Origin of the sequence: Microbacterium sp. LMI12-1-1.1 (genome assembly GCF_040676455.1) — a bacterium.
GTDB lineage: Bacteria > Actinomycetota > Actinomycetes > Actinomycetales > Microbacteriaceae > Microbacterium.
In genome coordinates this window covers 674,890-693,686 of the sequence record NZ_JBEGIA010000016.1, presented here as the reverse complement: position 1 = coordinate 693,686, position 18,797 = coordinate 674,890, and the positions used below count along the sequence as shown (strand labels likewise).

The window sequence follows — 18,797 nt, the reverse complement described above, 5'->3', positions numbered from 1 at the left end:
GATCCTGACTGAGAGACCTGGAGTTTCATGACATCGGCGCCCGCGGCGAAGGCCGCACGAAAAGACGCGGCCCTGCCGCTGGTCGGCTCCACGATCGATGTCGCGCGCGAGCGCGAGCTCACCCTCGGCGCGAAGGTGTCCCATCACTTCAACGCGGCGGGGTCCGCTCTCCCGACCGCCGCGGTCGTGTCGGCGGTCGTATCTCATCTGCGTCTGGAGGAGCGGGTCGGCGGGTACGAGGCCGCCGCTCAGGTCAAGGATCGCGTCGAGGCCGTCTACGGCTCGGCTGCTGCGCTCCTGGGATGCGATGCCGATGAGATCGCCCTGTTCGACAGCGCGTCGACCGGGCTGCGCGTGCTGCTGGACGCATTCCGACCGGCCCCGGGGTCGCGCATCATCGCATCGCGCAGCACGTACGTCAGCCACGCTCTGCACCTCATGACCATCCAGAAGGAGCATGGGATCGACCTGGTGCTGGCGCCGACCGACGCCCAGCGGCGTGTCGACCTCGCCGCGCTGGAAGCCCTTCTCGCGGATGGGCGGCCGACGATCCTCACGATCGCCCACGTGCCCACCTCCTCCGGACTGGTCGAGCCCGTGCAGGAGATCGGTCTCCTCGCGCGGCGCTATGACGCGGGCTACCTCCTGGACGCAACGCAGTCGGTCGGTCACCTCGAGATCGACGTGTCCCGGATCGGGTGTCACGTGCTCGTGACCACCGGGCGGAAATTCCTGCGCGCTCCTCGGGGGACCGCCTTCGCCTTCATCGAACGCGACTGCGCCGCGATGCTGCCGCCCACCGCTCCTGACGTCCGGGGTTCGCAGTGGATCCGCGCCTTCTCCTGGGATGTCACCGGCACCGCTCGTCGATTCGAGACGTGGGAGGCCGGTATCGCCGGTCGACTCGGGCTGGGAGTCGCGCTGGACGAGGCCAGCCGGCGCGGGATCCCGGAGACCGCCGAATGGCTGACGTCGGCGGGTGACGTGGTGCGTGAGTCGCTGCGTGCCATTCCGGGGGTCACCATCGCCGATCCTGCGGGGGCGGCGTCGGCCATCGTGACATTCCTCGTCGACGGCGTGGAGTCTGCGCAGGTCTCGGCGGCGCTGGCCGACAGGCAGGTGCGCGTGGTGTCCGTTCCTGCTACGCACGGGCAATGGGACCTGGGCGACCGTGCGATCACGTCCGTCGTGCGCGCCTCCCCGCATGTCTACAACGACGAAGACGACATCTCCGAGCTTCTCGGCGGTGTCGCGCATATCGCGCGACAGGGAGGGCGCCCGTGACCGCACTCGACGCCGATGTGATCGTCGTCGGTCTCGGCGTGCACGGAAGCGCCACCGCCGCCGCGCTCGCTCGTCGCGGTGTCGCCGTCATCGCTGTGGATCGTTTCGCGCCGGCTCACACGCGGGGCTCCTCCCACGGCCGGACGCGCATGATCCGCCGGGCGTACCCGAATCCGGTGTGGAACGACTTCGTCTCGCGTGCGTTCGCCGGCTGGAGCGAGCTGGAGCGCGAGAGCGGGCTGACACTCCTGCACCGCACGGGCGGTCTCTATGCCCACCGCGGCGAATCGCAGCTCCAGGGACCCGGATGCATGGTCGTCGACGACCCCTCGCACATGTCCGACCTCATGCCGGGCTTCGGCGTTCCCGCGGGCTACCGCGCCGTCTACGACCCTGAAGCAGGCGTGCTCGAAGCGTCGCAGGCCGTCGCCGCTCTGCAGCGCTCTGCCGAGGCGGATGGGGCGGAACTGCGCTGGGAAACGCGCGTCGAAGGGTGGGAGCGTGTTCCCAGCGGGATCGTGCTGCGTACGGACGCCGGCGACCTCAGGGCCCGCCGGCTGGTGATCGCCGGGGGCAGCTGGATGGGCGCGCTGGTTCCGGAACTCGCTCCGCTGCTCGAGGTCTGGCGCATCCTCACCGTGACTGTCGCTCCCGGTCAGGCGATCGGGATGCCGCCGTCGCTGGGCGCCTTCTCGGTCGATCGCGCCGAGGGGCTGGTGTTCGGGATCCCGGACGCCGCCGCCAACGGCGTGAAGCTGGGCGTGGATGCCGGAGAGATCTGGGATCCCGAGACACAGGTCGCGCCCCCCACCGCCGCGGAGGCGGGTGTTCTGCGGTCGCTGCTCGACACCTACGTGCCGGGGCTCGACAGCACTCCCGTCGAGCTCGCGGCCTGCCTGTATACGATGACGGCGGACAAGCGATTCGTGATCGGTCCCCTGCGCCGCGCACCCGAGGTCGTCGTCGCATCAGCGTGCTCGGGGCATGGTTTCAAGTTCGGACCTGCGGTGGGTGAGGCGCTGGCCGACCTCGCGACCGGCGTCGATCGCGAAGACCTCGACTTCATCTCGACGTCCAGACGGGAGCTCTGACATGACCATCGCGCTCGCCGCCCCTCACCCCGAGGCGATCGCCGCCGGCGAACGCGCCGCTGCAGCGGGAGGGAACGCCCTGGACGCTGCGCTCGCCGCCGCTGTGATGCTCACCGTCGTCTACCCGCACCAGTGCGCACTCGGCGGCGATCTCATCGCCCTCGTACGCACGCCGGATGGCCGGACCACCTCGGTGATCGCCGCCGGGACCGCGCCGGCCGCGATCGCCGACGCGGCGTCGTCGTGGACCGAAGTTCCCCGTCAGGGCGCACATGCCGTCACTGTGCCGGGAATGGTCGCCGGTTGGCGTGCGATCGCCTCACTCGGTGGCCGGAGCGATCTGTCGGCGGCGTTCACGGATGCTGCGACCATCGCCGATGCCGGGATCCGGGTCAGCGCGGGTCTGTCCCGCGCGCTCCGATCACGCGCGGACGCAGTGATGTCCGACCCCGGGATGCGTGGAGTGTTCGCACCCCGCGGGGCCGTGCTCGCGGAGGGCGATCCGCTGGTGCAGCCGGCGCTGGCCGCCACACTGCGGACGCTAGCCGACGATCCCGATGACTTCTATCGCGGTGGCATCGCACGCTCTCTTGTGGACACCCTGCGCGCGGGCGGCGGCACTCACACCGTCGAGGACTTCGAGCACTACGCCCCCGAGGTCGGACCGTCGCTCACCCGCGACATCGGAGGGCAGACGTGGCACGTCGCACCGCCGCCCTCGGTCGGGGCCGTGCTGATCGGCGTCGTCGCTGCGGCTTCCGACGGCGGACCCGAGGCGCCGTCCGGTCCGCGCCTGGTGGATGCCGCGATCCACGGCGTGCATGCGCGCGCGGCGGCGCTCGGCGACCCTCTCACCAGCGAGATCGACCTCGATGTCCTGCTCGATCTCGGCGTCGACGTGCCCGCACCCGCATTCGCCGAGCCACGCCCCCTCGGCGACACCGCCGCGGTCACCGCGCTCGACGATGAGGGCTGGGGGGTCACGATCGTCCAGAGCGTTTATCAGACGTTCGGCGCCGGCCTGCTCGATCCGGGCACTGGCGTCGTGCTCCACAATCGCGGCAGCGCCTTCAGCGTCGACCCCGCTTCTCCGGCCGCCGTACGTCCTGGCGCACGGCCACCGCACACGCTGTGCCCGGCGATCGTCGACGCACCTCAGACCACCGTCGTCGCCGGGTGCCAGGGCGGGCGCGCGCAGGCGTGGATACTCTCGCAGATCCTCCCCGACGCCGTAGACCCCGCGCAGGACCTGCCCATCATCCTGGCCCGCCCGCGATGGGTCGTCGGTGACCGCGATCTCGATCAACCGGTGCTCTCGCTGGTCGCGGAACCCGGTGTCGCGGTCGACGTGCTCGCCCGTGCCGACGAACGGGGGCTTCCTGTCGTGCAGTTCGCCGGTCCGGCCGACGAGGCGGGACATGTCCAGCTGGTGCGCCGCTCCGGTGAAGAGATCACCAGTGCCAGCGATCCCCGCGCCGACGGTGTCGGCACCGTGATCGATCCCGACCCCGCATCCGAAGGGAGCATCGCATGACGATCACATCCACCGATTCGGCACGACGCCAACCGACCCGCACGGCTACGGAGGAGGCCCGCATGCACGCCGCCAGACACTGGACAGACCCGCTCACCCCGGACGAGATCGCCGAGGTGGCCGCGCTGGTCCGGACCGACGCGCGCATCGGGGAGAACCCGCGGTTCTGGGGCATCGCGGTCGAGGAGTCGCTTGCGCGCAGCCTCGCCGACGGCCAGGGCCGCCCTGTGCGCCTCGTGGTCATGAACCCCGACGCTCACGCCGCGTGGGAGGTGACCGGGTGGACGAGTGGCACTGACCGCGCGGCATCCGTCGGCTCGTGGTCTCCCGTCGACGCGAAGCGGCCCGGAGTCTCGTCCGACGAGGCGCGCATGGTCGCCCAGGCCGCGCGCAACCACCCGCTGCTGAAAGCGGCGCTGGCCAAGCGCGGCATCACCGACACGTCGCTGGTGTGGGTCGACCCCGAGTCGATGACGGGGTTCGAGCCCGAGGGCTACGAGGATCGCCGTCTGTCCTGGGGATCCGTGTGGCACCGCGAGAGCGTCGACGACAACGGCTACGCGCGACCGGTCGCCGGTCTCGTCCCGATCCTCGATCTCGAGACGCTGGACATCATCGAGCTCGAGGACCATGGCGTCATCCCGATGGCGACCGAGGGCGGCAACTTCCGCTCCGGCACATGGGGGCCCGATCGCGAGGTCGCCCCGCTGGAGATCACGCAGCCGGACGGACCGGGCTTCGACGTCGACGGCCACCTCGTCACCTGGCAGAACTGGTCCTTCCGCATCGGGTTCACCCACCGCGAGGGCCTGATCCTGCACGACGTCGCGTATCGCGACGGCGACACCGAGCGCTCGGTGCTGCGGCGCGCGTCGATCAACGAGATGTACGTGCCGTACCTCGACTCAGACCCGACCGCGTACCGCAAGAACTTCTTCGACTGGGGCGAGTACGGGGCGGGACCCCTCACCGCGTCGCTCGAGCTCGGCTGCGACTGCCTCGGCGAGATCCGCTACTTCGACGCGCACTTCCTCAACGGGCACGGCGAGGCGAAGACCATCGCCAACGGCGTGTGCCTGCACGAGGAGGACCACTCGATCCTGTGGAAGCACGTCAACACGCGCATCGGCGAGGCGGACGTTCGCCGCTCGCGCCGGCTGGTCGTGTCGTTCTTCGCAACGGTGGCCAACTACGACTACGGCTTCTACTGGTCGTTCCACCAGGACGGCAACATCGAGCTCGAGGTCAAGCTCACCGGCATCCTGTCGGTGTCGGGCATCGACGACGGGCAGACGCCGCGCTACGGGCGCATGGTGAGCCCGAACGTGCAGGCGCCGACGCACCAGCACTACTTCGCCGTGCGCCTCGACACGGCTGTCGACGGGCCGCAGAATCGTCTCGTCGAGGTACACGCCGAGATCGAGGACGACGACGAGCTGAACCCCTACGGCAACGCCGTGAAGATGGTCTCCGAGACGATCTCCTCCGAGAAGGACGCCGCGCGCATGGCGGACGCCTCCCGCGCCGTCCACTGGCGGATCGAGAACGCCGAGAAGACGAACCGCTTCGGCGAGGCCACGTCGTACCGGCTCACCCTGCCGAACACGACCCGCCTGTTCGCCAAGCCCGGAAGCGTCGTCGAGCGCAAGGCGCCTTTCGTTGCCAAGCACCTGTGGGCGTCGGCGTACGACCCGGCCGAGCGCTACATCGCGGGGGAGTACCCGAACCAGGCTCCGTTGTCGGCCGAGGGCATCACCGCGTGGCAGGAGGCGGATCGTCCCCTGGACGGTGCAGAGCTCGTGGTCTGGCCCATCGTCGGTGTCCACCATTACCCGAAGCCGGAGGAGTGGCCGATCATGCCGACTCACCGGATCGGTCTGCGACTGGAGCCGGACGGCTTCTTCACCCGCAACCCGTCGCTCGATGTTCCCCCGTCCACGTCCGGGGCGAGCTGCCACGCCGCCTCGCCCGATGGGCCGGCGCACGCCGGGCCGGGGCATGGACACGACCACCACGGTCACGACCACGACGGTCACGATCACCATGGTCACGACCACGGCTCCGGGGCGCACGGCCACTCGCACCGCTGATGGCAGAGCTCCTGCACGCGGGCGCCCTGGCGACGACGGTGCTGAGCACCTGCTGCGCCGCGGCCGCCGGGCCTCGCGCACGCGCGCGGGAGCTCGCCCTCGCCCTCATCATGCTGGTGGCGATGGCCGATGTCGTCGTCGGGTGGGGGATGCTCGCACCGGTCTGGTGGGCTGCGCTCCTGGTCATCGTCGCCATGGCGTCCGCCATCTCACGCGCGCGCCGCGCGGCGTCGTCGGTGGCGCGGTCGGCGAGGGCGATGGATGCCCTCGGCGGCATCCTCATGGCCGCTCTGCTCCTGGTGATGTCGAGCGGCACGGTGTCGACGGGCGCGCATGCCGGGCACGGCGTCTCGTCGTCCGCCCTGGTGTGGACGGTGGTCGCGGCGAGCGTGCTGTTCGCCGCGGCATCCCTCCACATGGGCGTCACGATGCGGATGCCTCATCCCGTCGCACCTGTGCGCGCGCGGGTTGTGCGCCGCATCGCGCCGCTGGCGATGGGCGCGTCGGTGCTCCTGATGGCCGCGGTCGTCGTCGTCTGAGAGCGGACGACCGTGGGGTTCGCTGCGGTGAGTCAGCCCTTGAATACCGTGGAGGATCGGCGCTCGTACCAGCGGGCGAGCTGCTCGCCCGCCTTGATCACGTGCTCGCGCATCTCGTTGCGCGCCGCCTCGGCATCGCCACGCTCGAGCGCATCGAGGATCCGGCTGTGCTCGTGGAAGTTCTCTTCGCGGTGGCGGCTGTCGCCGACGAGGAGCTGGGCGGAGACGTTGCGGGGGAAGGTCTCGTTGATCTCGTCGATCGATCGGGCCAAGCGCGAGTTTCCCGACAGCTCGGCGATCGTGCTGTGGAAGATGTCGTTCTCGCGACGGCTGTCGAGCGCGGCGTTCCGTGTCTCGTCGCGCTCCGCGATCGAGCGGTCGTACATCGCCTGATTGGCTGCCCGGAGGCGTTCGATGTCTTCATGAGACGCGCGGCTCACCGACAGGGCGGCGGCGAGCGCTTCGAGTTCGGCTCGCACCGCGTACGCCTCGCGTACCTCCCAGGGCGCAGGGACGCGCACCACCGCTCCGCGATTCGGCACGACGTCGATGAGCCCGCCCGTCTGCAGCTGGCGCAGCGCCTCGCGCACCGGAGTGCGGCTGACTCCGAAGTCGTTGGCGAGTTCGGCCTGACGCAGCTGGGCGCCGATGGGGATCTCACCCGACATGATCCGTGCTCGGATTCTCGCAGCGATGTCGTCCACGAGTGCGTGACCGGACATCTCCGTCACGAGACGATCTTCGTCTGCCATGCGATTTCCCCTCTCACCGACTGTCGGCGGCGATGCGATTGGAACCGTAGCAGAGGCGCCGCCTTGTGGGGCGGGACTCGCTAAGAATGTCCACAATACCTGAATATTGGATCCAGAACGGCTGTGTTAGGATCCAAACATGGTCACGGCAGACGAATCGGGAGAGTGCGCCGCCCGAGTGCGCGCGATGACGCTGGAAGCGGACGACGTCCTCGCTGTGGAACTCGAGCCGATGAACGGCGGATCGGTGGACTGGGCTCCCGGAGCGCACATCGATCTCGTCCTGCCGGACGCACCGGTGCGTCAGTACTCACTCACGGGCGTCCCCGGTTCATCGCGCTACCGGATCGCGGTCCTGCGCGAGGAGCGCAGCCGTGGCGGGTCGAAGGCGGTCCACGAGCGGCTGCGTCCGGGGGACATCGTGACGCTCCGTGGTCCCCGCAACCACTTCGTGCTCGAGCCGGCGCAGGAGTACCTCTTCGTCGCCGGCGGCATCGGGATCACGCCCATCGTGCCGATGCTGCATGCCGCCCACCGCGCCGGCGCTCGTTGGCACCTGCTGTACCTGGGTGAGACGAGGCGTCGCATGGCCTTCCTCGACGAGGTGATGTCGATCGACTCGGGCTCCGTCACGGTCGTCGCCCGCGACGAGGGTGCTCGCGCCGACCTCGGAGACGCGCTCGCTGCGTGGCCCGATGCCGCTGTCTACGCCTGCGGTCCCGAGCGCATGCTCAGCGCCCTGCAAGAGCTGCTCCCCGAGGAGACAGGACGCCTGCGGTTCGAGTACTTCGCTGCGCCCGTGGTCGAGTACGAGCCCGGCGGCGCGTTCTCGATCCGTCTCGCCCGGACGGGTGCGGAGCTGTCGGTGGAGCCGGGACAGTCCGTCCTCGAGGTGATGCGCTCCGCGGGGGCGGAAGTGCTCACCGACTGCGAGGAAGGCATCTGCGGCAGCTGCGAGACGCACGTGCTGGAGGGGGAGGTGGAGCACCGCGACTTCGTGCTGACGTCTCAGGAGCGCGAACGAATGGACTGCATGATGGTGTGCGTTTCGCGAGCGGCGTGCCCACTGCTGGTCCTCGATGCCTGAGCTGTGGATACAATCACAACAAGATCGGATACCGGAGGGTAAATCGCGATGCTGAAGCAGGAAGACAACGAGAAGATCACGCGCTCAGGTCCTGGGACACCGTTGGGCAATCTGCTGCGGTCGTACTGGCAGCCCGTGGCGCTGGTCTCCGAGATGCCCGGCGAACGTCCGGTCAAGGCCGTGCGGATCATGAGCGAGGACCTGGTGCTCTTCAAGAAGCGCGAGGGCTGGGGCCTCATCAGCCGCTACTGCGCGCACCGCGGGGTCGACCTCTCCTACGGGCGGCTCGAGGAGGACGGCATCCGCTGCCTGTACCACGGCTGGCTGTACGACGGTCAGGGCCGATGCGTCGAGCAGCCGGCGGAGCCGGACCACAGCCAGTTCCTGGGCAAGATCCGAATCTCGAACTACCCGTGCGTCGAGAAGAACGGACTCATCTTCGCCTACATGGGCGCCGGTGACCCGCCGCCGTTCCCGCACTACGACTGCTTCGTCGCCCCCGACGAGTACACCTTCGCCTTCAAGGGGCTGTGGGAGTGCAACTGGCTGCAGGGCCTCGAGGGCGGCATCGACCCGAGCCACGTGTCGTTCCTCCACCGCTTCATCCAGGAGGACCCGCGCGACATGTACGGTCAGCAGTTCGCCGAGGAGGTCGAGGGCACCGGCAAGAAGCTCTCCACGCTCGTCGGCGAGAGCTACCGTCCCGACATCGAGGTCGAGAGCGCCGATCATGGGCTCCGCGTCTATGCCCTCCGCCAGCTGACCGAGGACATCAAGCATGTCCGGGTGACGAATCTGCTGTTCCCGAACGCGTTCGTCGTCCCGTTCGGCAACACGAAGGTGTTCACGCAGTGGCATGTGCCGATCGACGACGACAACCACTACTGGTTCATGATCTGGTACGACTTCGCCGAACCCACCGACAAGGACACGCTGCTGCAGCAGCGCCTCGAAGGCGTCTCGCTGCCGGAGTACCGCCCGGTGCGCAACCGCAGCAACAACTGGGGTTTCGACCCCCAGGAGCAGAAGGAGCTCACCTACACCGGCATGGGCCTGGACATCAACGTCCACGACCAGTGGGCCGTCGAGAGCATGGGCCCGATCCAGGATCGCACCGTCGAGCGTCTCGGTATCTCGGACCGCGCGGTCACGGCCAATCGGCGTATGCTGCTCCGCGCGATCGACTCGTTCGCCGCGGGCGCTCAGACGCCTTCGCACCCGGTGAGCGAGGAGGAAGCCGCGCGGCTCACCGGCCCGATCGCGATGGACACGATCGCCGCGAACGATGCATGGCAGTCCCGATGGGTGGAGCGTGAGCAGGAGCGCCGCAACGCGTCGCCGTGGGCAGGTCCTCGGGAGAACGTCGAGGAGACCGTCGATGCGTGAGCGCAACGTCGACGAGCGCCCGGTCGCCGAGAGCGGCGGAGGAGTCTCCGCGCGGCCGATGCTCGCGAAGGATCGCGAGGGGTATATCGGCCGTCACGGTCTGTGGAGCGAGGCGCAGTATGCAGCCGCCGGGCAGATGCGCCGCGTCCTCGACGAGCTCGGGATCGAGATGGTGCGCTTCTCGTTCGTCGACCAGCACGGCGTGCTTCGCGGGAAGACGATCGCGCGCGGCGGCATCGCGGCAGCGATGCGGTCGGGCGTGACCGCGCCGAGCTCGCTTCTGCTCAAGGACACGTCGGGCAAGTCGGTGTTCTCGGTGTTCTCGGCCGAGACCGGCGTCGGTCTCGCCGGCTTCAGCGGGGCAGGCGACATCGTGATGGTTCCGGACCCGGCGACCTTCCGGGTGCTGCCGTGGGCTCCGAAGACCGGCTGGATCCTGTGCGACGTGCACTTCCCGGACGGCTCGCCGGTGCCGCTGTGCACCCGCTCGATCCTCCGCAACGAGCTCACCGCTCTCGCGTCCCGTGGCTACGGACTGACGGTGGGTGCGGAGCTCGAGTTCCACGTCTACCGCGCGGATGCCGCAGATCTGACCGATGCGAATATCGGCTCGCCGGGGAACCCGGGTGCGGCGCGCGCGACGGGGCCGACCACGCGAGGCTCGCAGCTGCTGTACGAAGAGGGCCTCGACCGGATGCAGCCGCTCGTGGATGCGCTGTACCGTGGCCTCACCCTGCTCGACCTCCCGCTGCGCTCGATCGAGCTCGAGTTCGGTCCCAGCCAGTTCGAGCTGACGATGGAGGCGGGGCCGGCGCGCGAGGTCGCGGATGCGATCGTGCTGTGTCGCAGCGCCGTGCGGCGGATCGCGGCGGGGCTCGGCTACCACGCGACCTTCATGTCGCGTCCGCAGGGCACCGAAGGCGCATCCACCGGCTGGCACCTGCACCAGTCCCTGACCGACGCGTCGGGCGACAACGTCTTCATGCCCGATACTCCGGGCGCCTCGATGTCGCTGCTCGGAGCCTCGTACCTCGCCGGCATTCTCGAGCACGCGCCGGCCGCCGCGGCGTTCACCACTCCGACCGTGAACGGATACAAGAGGTATCAGCCGAACTCGCTCGCACCCGACCGCATCGCATGGGGCATCGACAACAAGGGAGCGATGGTGCGCGCGGTGGGCGGCTACCGCGACCCGGCGACCCGCCTCGAGAACCGTTCGGGCGAGCCGGCGGCGAACCCCTACCTGTACATCGCCTCTCAGCTGATCAGCGGCATGGACGGAGTCGACCGCGGGCTCATCCCGCCCGCACCGACGAACGACCCCTACAACACCGCCGCGCCCGCGCTTCCGAGCTCGCTCGGGTCGGCTGTGGAGGCGCTCGCGGAAGACTCGGCCTTCCGATCGGCACTCGGTGAGGTCGTGGTGGACTGGTTCTGCACGATCAAGCGCGCCGAGTTCTCACGCTACCTGCGCCATGTCTCCGACTGGGAGCAGCGCGAGTACTTCGACATCTTCTGACCCACCCATCCCGAGGACGAGGAATCATGAGCATCAGAGCCGCCGTCGAGGCGCTGCCGACCTACGAGCCCTTCTTCTGCGCGGGGGAGTGGGTGCCCGTCGGCGACCGGGAGGTGCACACGGTCACCGACCCGGCGACAGGCGAGGTCCTGACAACGGTGGCGCAGCCCACGGCATCCGACATCGATGCCGCCGTCGATGCCGCGGTAGCTGCCCACAACGACAAGCGCTGGCGTGGACTCGCACCGTTGGAGCGGTCGCGCATCCTGAACCGCGTGGCAGACCTCATCGAGGAGGAGCTCGAAGACCTCGCGATCCTCGAGACCCGGGACAACGGCAAGCCGATCGAGCGTTCGCGCGCCGACGTCGCGAACGCGGCGCGGACGTTCCGTCACTTCGCGGGTGCTCCGTCTCGCATCGGCGGCACGGTGGTGCCGATCGATGGCGGAGAGCATCACGTCTACACGACGATGGAGCCGGTCGGGCCGGTGGCCATCATCCTGCCGTGGAACTTCCCGTTCATGACGGCGTCGTTCAAGATCGCTCCGGCACTGGCCGCCGGGTGCCCCGTCGTCGCGAAGCCGGCGTCGTACACGCCGCTGTCGATCCTGCGGATGGCGCGCATCCTGCAGCGAGCGGGCGTGCCCGACGGCGTGGTGAGCGTGCTCACCGGTGATCGCCGCGTCGGCGCTGCGCTGACCGAGCACCGCGGGATCGCGAAAGTGACCTTCACCGGGTCGACCGAGGTCGGTCGCATCGTCGCGCACGCGGCGGCCGAGGACTTCAAGCGGGTCACTCTGGAGCTCGGGGGCAAGAACCCCAACATCGTGTTCGAGGATGCCGATCTCGACGCCGCCGTCCTCACCGCGATGCGCGCGTCGTTCGGCCACTCCGGTCAGATGTGCACGGCCGGCAGCCGGCTCCTGGTGCAGCGCTCGATCCTCGCCGAGATGAACGAGCGCATGGCAGCTGCAGTCGCCAAGGTGCCGATGGGCGACGGTCTCGACGGGGGCATCACCGTCGGCCCGGTCGTCTCCGCGCAGCAGCGCGACAGCATCCTGGGCTACATCCGCGCCGGTGTCGACGAGGGCGCGACGCTTGTCGCGGGGGGCGGGACCCGCGAGCCCGGCTTCTACGTCGAGCCGACCCTCTTCACCGACGTCACGAACGACATGACGATCGCCCGGGAGGAGATCTTCGGCCCGGTCGTCGGCATCATCCCGTTCGACGATGAAGCCGACGCCGTGCGGATCGCGAACGACACCCCGTACGGTCTCGCCGCCGGGGTCTGGACGAAGGATGTGGGCCGCGCCCACCGCATGGCGCGAGCGCTGGACGTCGGCACCGTCTGGGTGAACACCTACAACATCTTCGACCCGGCGCTCTCCTTCGGCGGCGTCGGGGTATCCGGGCTCGGACGCGATCTCGGCGACGAGGGACTGCGCGGGTTCCTCGAGCCGAAGAGCGTCGTGATCGCCGTCCCCGACGCCTGACGTCGGCGAACCGCCCCCAGGAGCAGACATGACAGACACCCCCACCCATGCCCCCACCGACCCCGCGCGCATCGGGGACAGCCCCGTGCTCATCGTCGTCGACATCCAGGGCGGCGCCGGACAGACCCCGCCCGACCAGGGCGGCATCCCGATCCTCATGACGGGCAGGGAGCAGCGGCGTCCCCGCGTGCGCCGGCTCGTCGACCGGTGCCGGGATGCCGGCATCCCGGTGGTGTGGATCCAGGAGGTGCACAAGCGCTCGCTCGTCGACATCGGCCGAGAGCTCGACGGCGCCGAAGGGCCGCACTGCATCGAAGGCGACCCCGACACCGAGATCGCCGCATGGCTCGACCCGCAGCCCGAGGAGTTCGTGATCCGCAAGCGCCGGTACTCGGCGTTCTTCGGCACCGAGCTCGAGATCGTGCTGAAGGCCTACAAGGCGGACACCGTCCTGCTCGTGGGTGGTCTCACCGACGTCTGCATCCACTACACCGCGGTGGACGCCCACCAGCACGACTACCGGGTGCGGGTGATCACGGACTGCGTCGCCGGATCGACGCAGCAGGCGCACGACAACGCGCTCGACGCGGTGAGGTATCTGCAGCGCGACGCCCTCGTGACCGCCGATGACGTGCACGGGTCCATCGACGCGCGCCTCGCCACCGACGCCGTGCGGGTCGGCCCGTGACGGCCGGGCTTCCGGGCCAGGCCGCGTACGTCGTCGTCGGCGGCGGCACCGCGGGCAACGTCGTGGCCGCGCGCCTGGCGGAGGCGGGGCACGAGGTTCTCGTGCTCGAGGCCGGCCCCGACTTCGGGCCGCAGGGCAGTGCGGCATGGCCCGCCGACCTCGTCGACGCGGCGCGCCTCGGCCGCTCGCACGACTGGGGGTACGACTCAGGCGCGACCTACCCGTGGACCGTGGGCTTCGAGCGAGGCCGTGCCATCGGCGGGTCGTCCGACATGAACGGCTGCACCCAGACCTGGGGGCATCGCCGCGACTACGACGCGTGGGCCGAGGCGGGCCTCGACGGCTGGAGCACCGACGAACTCGTTCCGCTGTTCGAGCAGGGGATGCGCCGCATGCGGGTCCGGCTGTACCGGGTCGACGAGCTGACTCCATGGCAGCACGCCTGGTACGACGCCGCACCCGCCGTCGGGATGCCGCGCCTGAGCGACCTCAACAACCTCGATGAATCGGCCGGTTTCGCGCCAGAAGCGGTCAACATCGAAGACGGCGTGCGGGTCAACTCCGCGTTCGCGTACCTCGACCCGGTGCGCGGGCTCTCGAACCTCACCATCGCCGGCGACGCCCTGGTGGACCGGGTCGTCGTCGAGAACGGCCGCGCGACAGGTGTCGTGGTCCGCCGCCGTGGCGAGACGGTCACCGTGCGCGCGGGCACCGTCGTGCTCGCCGGCGGTGCCTACAACTCGCCCACGATCCTGCTCCGCTCGGGTATCGGACCTGCCGCGCAGCTCGCTCCCCTCGGCATCCCCATCGTGCAGCATCTGCCCGGTGTGGGCGAGAACCTCCACGACCAGCCCTTCCTCCTGATGAGCTGGGAGGGGTCGGACGAGATGGCCCACGAGATGCAGCGCGCGCGGGATGCCGGCTGGGCGCCCGACGAGCAGGCCATGGGCAAGGCGGCGTCGAGCTTCGAGACCGAGGCGTTCGATCTCCACTTCCTGCCCTACAGCCCGACGCACCTCACCGGTCGCAAGCGCTGGAGCGTCGGGCTCTCGGCGCTGCAGCCGCGCTCGCGCGGCTCCGTGCGCCTGCAGGACGCCGACCCCGAGAGCAAGCCGCTCATCGACCACCGCTTCCTCACCGATCCCGAAGGAGTCGACGTCGCAATCCTCGCCGAAGGCGCCGGGATGCTCCGCGAGCTCGCGGCATCGCCCGCACTCGCTCGTCGGGTCGGGCGCGAGATCCACCCCGGACCCGGCACCCTCGAGCCGGCCGCGCTGCGCGCCCACCTCTACGCGAACCCCGACAACTACTGGCACCCCGTCGGGACGTGCCGCATGGGGCGGGAGGACGACGCGCTCGCGGTCGTCGACGCCCGCGCCCGCGTGCACGGCATCGAGGGGCTGCACATCGCCGACTGCGCGATCATGCCGACGGTGCCGCGTGCGACGACGGCCATGCCGGCGATCGTGATGGGGGAGAAGGTGGCGCGGATGCTGCTGCAGGACGCCGAGGAGACGACCCGATGACCGTCACCCCGTCGTCCGCGCGGGACGCGCCGACCGTGTACGTCGCGCCGATCGTGACGATGGATGCCGCCGCACCCGACGCCGAGGCGTTCGCCGTGCGCGGCGGGCGCATCATCGCGGTGGGCACCGTGGATGCCGTGCGCGCCGCGGCTCCGGATGCCGACCTCGAGGAGCTCGAGGGCGTCGTGCTGCCCGGGCTCATCGACGCGCACATGCACATGGAGCGCGCCGGGCTCAAGGCGCTCGACTACGTGTCGGACGAGGATGACGTCGACACCTACCTGCAGCGCATGCGGGACAGTTTCGACGACGATGGCCCCGAGGACCCGCCGTTCGAGGACCGGATCCGCGCGCTCGTGCGAGTGCAGCCGCTGCTGCACTCGCTCGGCATCACCGGCGTCGTCGACCCCGCCGTGACGATCGACGAGATGCGCGGGTACCAGGAGGCGCATCGGCGCGGGCTGCTGACGATGCGCACCGTCGCGATGCCGTTCCTCGACATCGGGACGCCGCGCTTCCCCGACATCGACGCCGCGATCGAGCATCTGGACGGCACCGGCGTCTCGACCGGCTTCGGCGACGACATGCTGCGGATCGGTCCCATCAAGGTGTACGCCGACGGCGAGGCGCTCAAGGGCCAGGCGCTGCTGGAGCAGCCGTGGGACGACAGCGGGTACACGGGGCTGCAGCGCATCTCGGACGACGACTTCACGCGCCTCGTCGAGTGGTGCGGCGCGCACGGCTGGGGCGTCGGCACGCACGCCGTCGGCGGCGGCGCGGTCGCGCTGCTGGCACGCGCCTACGCCAGAGCGGGCGACGCGGTCGCCACGCGGCGGTTCCAGGCGATCCACGCCTATCTCGAGCCCGGCGATGACGCGATCCGGACGCTCGCCGAGATCGGGACCATCGCCTCGCTGCAGCCGTCGATCATCTGGCACAACGGGGCGGGCCTGCGCGCCAAGCTGGGGGAGCGCGCCGAGCGCGCGAACCCGGTGCGATCTTGGCTCGACGCCGGCGCAGTGCTCGCGCTCGGCTCCGACGGCCCGTTCTTCGCCTTCGACCCGCGCCACCTCATATGGCAGACCATCACGCGACGCATCGCCGGAGAGGACGAGCCATTGAGCATGGCCGAAGCCATCACGATCGAGGAGGCGCTGGCCGGCTACACCACCGGCGCCGCGTATGCGAGCCTCGCCGAGCGCGATCGCGGTGCGATCCGCGTCGGCATGCAGGCCGACTGGGCGCTGTGGTCGGCCGACCCTCGGACCGTCGCTACCGACGCACTGCGGACGCTCGCGGTGCGACGCACCGAGGTCGGCGGCCGCACGGTGCACGGAGGGGACTCGTGATCGAGACGGTGCTCGGCCCGGTCGCGCCCGGCGAACTGGGCGTGGTGTCCACCAACGAGCACGTGCTCACGGACTCGCGGCATCTGCTGCGCCCCACGCGCGAGGGCGGCGCGCTCGAGGGGCCGATCCGGCCCGGGATCCTCGGCGACCTGCGGTGGAGCTGGATGTCGCTGGCCGACAACCTGACCCTCGACAGCGAGCCCGACGCGGTCGCCGAACTCGCGGCGGCCGCGCAGGCGGGAATGGGCACGATCGTCGAGGCGACGTCGTGGGGCATGGGTCCGTCGCATGCGCGGCTCGCCGACATCTCGCGCGCCAGCGGCGTGCGGATCGTCGCCGCGTACGGCACCTACATCGACAAGACCCTCCCCGCCCCCTGGCGGGATCTCACGGAGGCCGACGTCGAACGAGCGTTCACGCGCGCGCTCACCGAGGAGGTTCCTGGCGCCGGCTTCCGAGCGGGCCTTCTCGGTCTCATGGGGACCAGCGCCGAGATCACCCCTGCGGAACTGCGCGCACTGCGTGCCGCAGGGCGCGCCGCCGCGGCGGCGGGCACCGCGGTGTCCATTCGACTCGACGGCGCGGCGCGGCGCGGACCGGAGGTCGCCGAGATCCTGACCGGGCAGGGACTGCCGGCGTCGCGCATCCTGTTCTGCAACATGGACAAGGTGCTCGACGACGACTACGTCCGCGACGTGAGCGACACCGGCGCCGTCGTGGAGTTCGCGTTCGGCAGCGAGAACCACTTCGCCGACCGCGCCCGCGATGCAACCGACACCGAACGGCTCGACTTCCTGACCCGCTTCCTCGACGACCGCCCGGCCGCCGCGGTGACGCTGTCGTGCTCGGTGTGGACGAAGGGGCAGCTCTCGCGGCACGGCGGCATGGGCTACGGGCACGTGGTGAAGCGCGTCGCACCGGCGCTGCATCGTCTCGGCGTCTCCGACGAGCGCCTCCACGCCATGCTCGTGCGCACCCCTGCCGAGCTCCTCGACCGAACGGAGTACACCTCGTGACCGACACACCGCTGCACTGGTGGAGCGCACGCGCGCTCGCCGACGGCATCCGCTCCCGCGAGATCTCCGCCGAGGAGGTCATGAGCGCCCATCTGGCCCGGATCGAGGAAGCCAACCCGCGGTTGCGCGCGATCGTGTCGATGATCCCGGAATCGACCGCGATGGCCGCCGCGCGCGAGGCCGATGCGGCGGTCGCCCGCGGGGACGAGGTGGGCGTGCTGCACGGGCTGCCGACCGCGGTGAAGGACCTGCTCGACGTCGAAGGGCTGCCGACCACCCACGGCTCGGCGGTGTACGCCGACGCCGCTCCCGCGACCGCCGACGCGATGATGGTCGGGCGCATGCGGCGCAACGGCGCGATCATCATCGGCAAGACCAACACCCCCGAGGGCGGTCTGGGCACGCTGACGTTCAGCGCGGTGCACGACGTGTGCCGCAACCCATGGGACCTCTCGAGGCATGCCGGCGGATCGAGCGGCGGAGCGGGGGCGGCGCTCGCCGCCGGCATGCTCCCGATCGCAGACGGTTCGGACAGCGGAGGGAGCCTGCGCTACCCGGCCTCGTTCTGCAACGTCGTCGGAATGCGGCCGACGCCCGGCCGTGTCGCGAGCGGTCGCCTCGGCAACGGGTGGACCGCGCACGGCGTACTGGGGCCGATGGCCCGCTCCAGTGACGACGTCGCGCTGCTGCTGGCGGGTATGGCCGGCGCCGACCCGATGGCACCCATGTCGATCGCCGAGGACGCGGCGCACTTCGCCGACGTGGTCGCCGACGGGCCGAACGGAGTACGGGTCGGGTGGAATCCGGACGCCGCAGGCGTGCCGATCAGCACCGAGGTCGCGGCCGTTCTGCGCGACGCCCGTGCCGCTCTCGTCGACGCCGGCTACGACGTGGTCGATCTCGACCTCGACGAGGCGCTTTCCGGTGCCGAGCGGGCGTGGGAGACCATCGAGATGTTCAACTTCTACGCTTCGTATCGCGGCGAAGCGCAAGCCCACCCCGAGCGTCTGCGCCCGGATCTGCTGCGCAACATCCGCCAGGGCGAGCGGGTGACGGCATCCGATCTCGCCGACGCGCTCGCCGTCCGCACCGATGTCTACCGCCGTACCGAGCGTCTGTTCGACGACGTCGACGTCATCGTCACGCCGGCCACGCCCGTGGTCGCCCCACCGGCCGAGGATGAGTGGGTGCGCCGGGTCGGGGACGTCGAGTACGACCGCTACTTTCGCTGGCAGATGCTCGCCAACCGCATCACGGTGACGGCGCACCCGGTCGTGGTCACTCCCGCCGGTTTCAGCGGCGGGCTTCCGGTCGGCATGCAGGTGGTCGGCCGAAATCGTGGCGAGTTCGATCTGCTCTCGCATACTGCCGGATTCGAACGGGTACTCGGGCTCACCGCGCGCCACCCGCAGTCCTAGTCCACGTGCCGCCGCCCGCCGCCGA

The 18,797-nt window shown here is 70.2% G+C and carries 15 protein-coding genes; 14 read left to right on the top strand and 1 reads right to left on the bottom strand.

Features of this window, described 5'->3' with window-relative positions; genetic code table 11:
• The first annotated feature begins 27 nt into the window (after nt 1-27).
• The 5 genes from MRBLMI12_RS21170 to MRBLMI12_RS21150 all read left to right on the top strand — a co-directional run bounded on the left by MRBLMI12_RS21170 (nt 28) and on the right by MRBLMI12_RS21150 (nt 6,538).
• Nucleotides 28-1,284: an aminotransferase class V-fold PLP-dependent enzyme gene (locus MRBLMI12_RS21170; RefSeq protein WP_363358142.1), complete on the top strand. Its 1,257-nt coding sequence runs from the start codon at nt 28-30 to the stop codon at nt 1,282-1,284.
• A complete protein-coding gene (gene solA, locus MRBLMI12_RS21165; protein ID WP_363358141.1) occupies nt 1,281-2,375 on the top strand; it encodes an N-methyl-L-tryptophan oxidase in 1,095 nt (364 codons plus the stop codon). Before MRBLMI12_RS21170 ends, solA begins: the two co-directional genes overlap by 4 nt.
• Nucleotide 2,376: 1 nt before the next feature.
• Complete coding sequence (locus tag MRBLMI12_RS21160) at nt 2,377-3,909, top strand: gamma-glutamyltransferase (protein ID WP_363358140.1); 1,533 nt, start codon at nt 2,377-2,379, stop codon at nt 3,907-3,909.
• A gap of 62 nt (nt 3,910-3,971) precedes the next feature.
• A complete protein-coding gene (locus MRBLMI12_RS21155; protein ID WP_363358139.1) occupies nt 3,972-5,999 on the top strand; it encodes a primary-amine oxidase in 2,028 nt (675 codons plus the stop codon).
• Nucleotides 5,999-6,538: a hypothetical protein gene (locus MRBLMI12_RS21150; protein WP_363358138.1), complete on the top strand. Its 540-nt coding sequence runs from the start codon at nt 5,999-6,001 to the stop codon at nt 6,536-6,538. Before MRBLMI12_RS21155 ends, MRBLMI12_RS21150 begins: the two co-directional genes overlap by 1 nt.
• Before the next feature lie 32 nt (nt 6,539-6,570).
• On the opposite strand, the gene MRBLMI12_RS21145 is transcribed toward MRBLMI12_RS21150, so the two are convergent.
• Nucleotides 6,571-7,290, bottom strand: a complete 720-nt coding sequence (locus MRBLMI12_RS21145; protein WP_363358137.1) for a GntR family transcriptional regulator — start codon at nt 7,288-7,290, stop codon at nt 6,571-6,573.
• A gap of 139 nt (nt 7,291-7,429) precedes the next feature.
• Here MRBLMI12_RS21145 and MRBLMI12_RS21140 point away from each other — a divergent pair, with 139 nt between their 5' ends.
• From MRBLMI12_RS21140 to MRBLMI12_RS21100, 9 genes are read left to right on the top strand one after another with little or no spacing between them, the layout of a single operon-like run.
• The gene (locus MRBLMI12_RS21140; RefSeq protein ID WP_363358136.1) at nt 7,430-8,377 is read left to right on the top strand and encodes a PDR/VanB family oxidoreductase; all 948 of its coding nucleotides are present in this window, start codon (nt 7,430-7,432) and stop codon (nt 8,375-8,377) included.
• Nucleotides 8,378-8,425: 48 nt separating this feature from the next.
• The gene (locus MRBLMI12_RS21135; RefSeq protein WP_363358135.1) at nt 8,426-9,763 is read left to right on the top strand and encodes an aromatic ring-hydroxylating dioxygenase subunit alpha; all 1,338 of its coding nucleotides are present in this window, start codon (nt 8,426-8,428) and stop codon (nt 9,761-9,763) included.
• Entirely contained in the window at nt 9,756-11,282 is a 1,527-nt protein-coding gene (locus MRBLMI12_RS21130) for a glutamine synthetase family protein (protein WP_363358134.1), read from the top strand. The genes MRBLMI12_RS21135 and MRBLMI12_RS21130 overlap by 8 nt, the downstream gene beginning before the upstream one ends.
• A 26-nt stretch (nt 11,283-11,308) precedes the next feature.
• On the top strand, nt 11,309-12,775 hold the full coding sequence (locus MRBLMI12_RS21125; RefSeq protein WP_363358133.1) for an aldehyde dehydrogenase family protein: 1,467 nt from the start codon (nt 11,309-11,311) through the stop codon (nt 12,773-12,775).
• A 28-nt stretch (nt 12,776-12,803) separates the two neighbouring features.
• Nucleotides 12,804-13,463 (top strand): cysteine hydrolase family protein, encoded by a 660-nt coding sequence (locus tag MRBLMI12_RS21120; RefSeq protein ID WP_363358132.1) that lies wholly within the window; start codon nt 12,804-12,806, stop codon nt 13,461-13,463.
• Nucleotides 13,460-14,989 carry a GMC family oxidoreductase gene (locus tag MRBLMI12_RS21115; RefSeq protein ID WP_363358131.1) on the top strand — a complete coding sequence of 510 codons (1,530 nt, stop codon included), beginning with the start codon at nt 13,460-13,462 and terminating at the stop codon, nt 14,987-14,989. Before MRBLMI12_RS21120 ends, MRBLMI12_RS21115 begins: the two co-directional genes overlap by 4 nt.
• A complete protein-coding gene (locus MRBLMI12_RS21110; protein WP_363358130.1) occupies nt 14,986-16,338 on the top strand; it encodes an amidohydrolase in 1,353 nt (450 codons plus the stop codon). The genes MRBLMI12_RS21115 and MRBLMI12_RS21110 overlap by 4 nt, the downstream gene beginning before the upstream one ends.
• Nucleotides 16,335-17,354, top strand: a complete 1,020-nt coding sequence (locus tag MRBLMI12_RS21105; RefSeq protein ID WP_363358129.1) for a hypothetical protein — start codon at nt 16,335-16,337, stop codon at nt 17,352-17,354. Before MRBLMI12_RS21110 ends, MRBLMI12_RS21105 begins: the two co-directional genes overlap by 4 nt.
• A complete protein-coding gene (locus MRBLMI12_RS21100) occupies nt 17,351-18,772 on the top strand; it encodes an amidase (protein ID WP_363358128.1) in 1,422 nt (473 codons plus the stop codon). Before MRBLMI12_RS21105 ends, MRBLMI12_RS21100 begins: the two co-directional genes overlap by 4 nt.
• Nucleotides 18,773-18,797 lie beyond the last annotated feature (25 nt).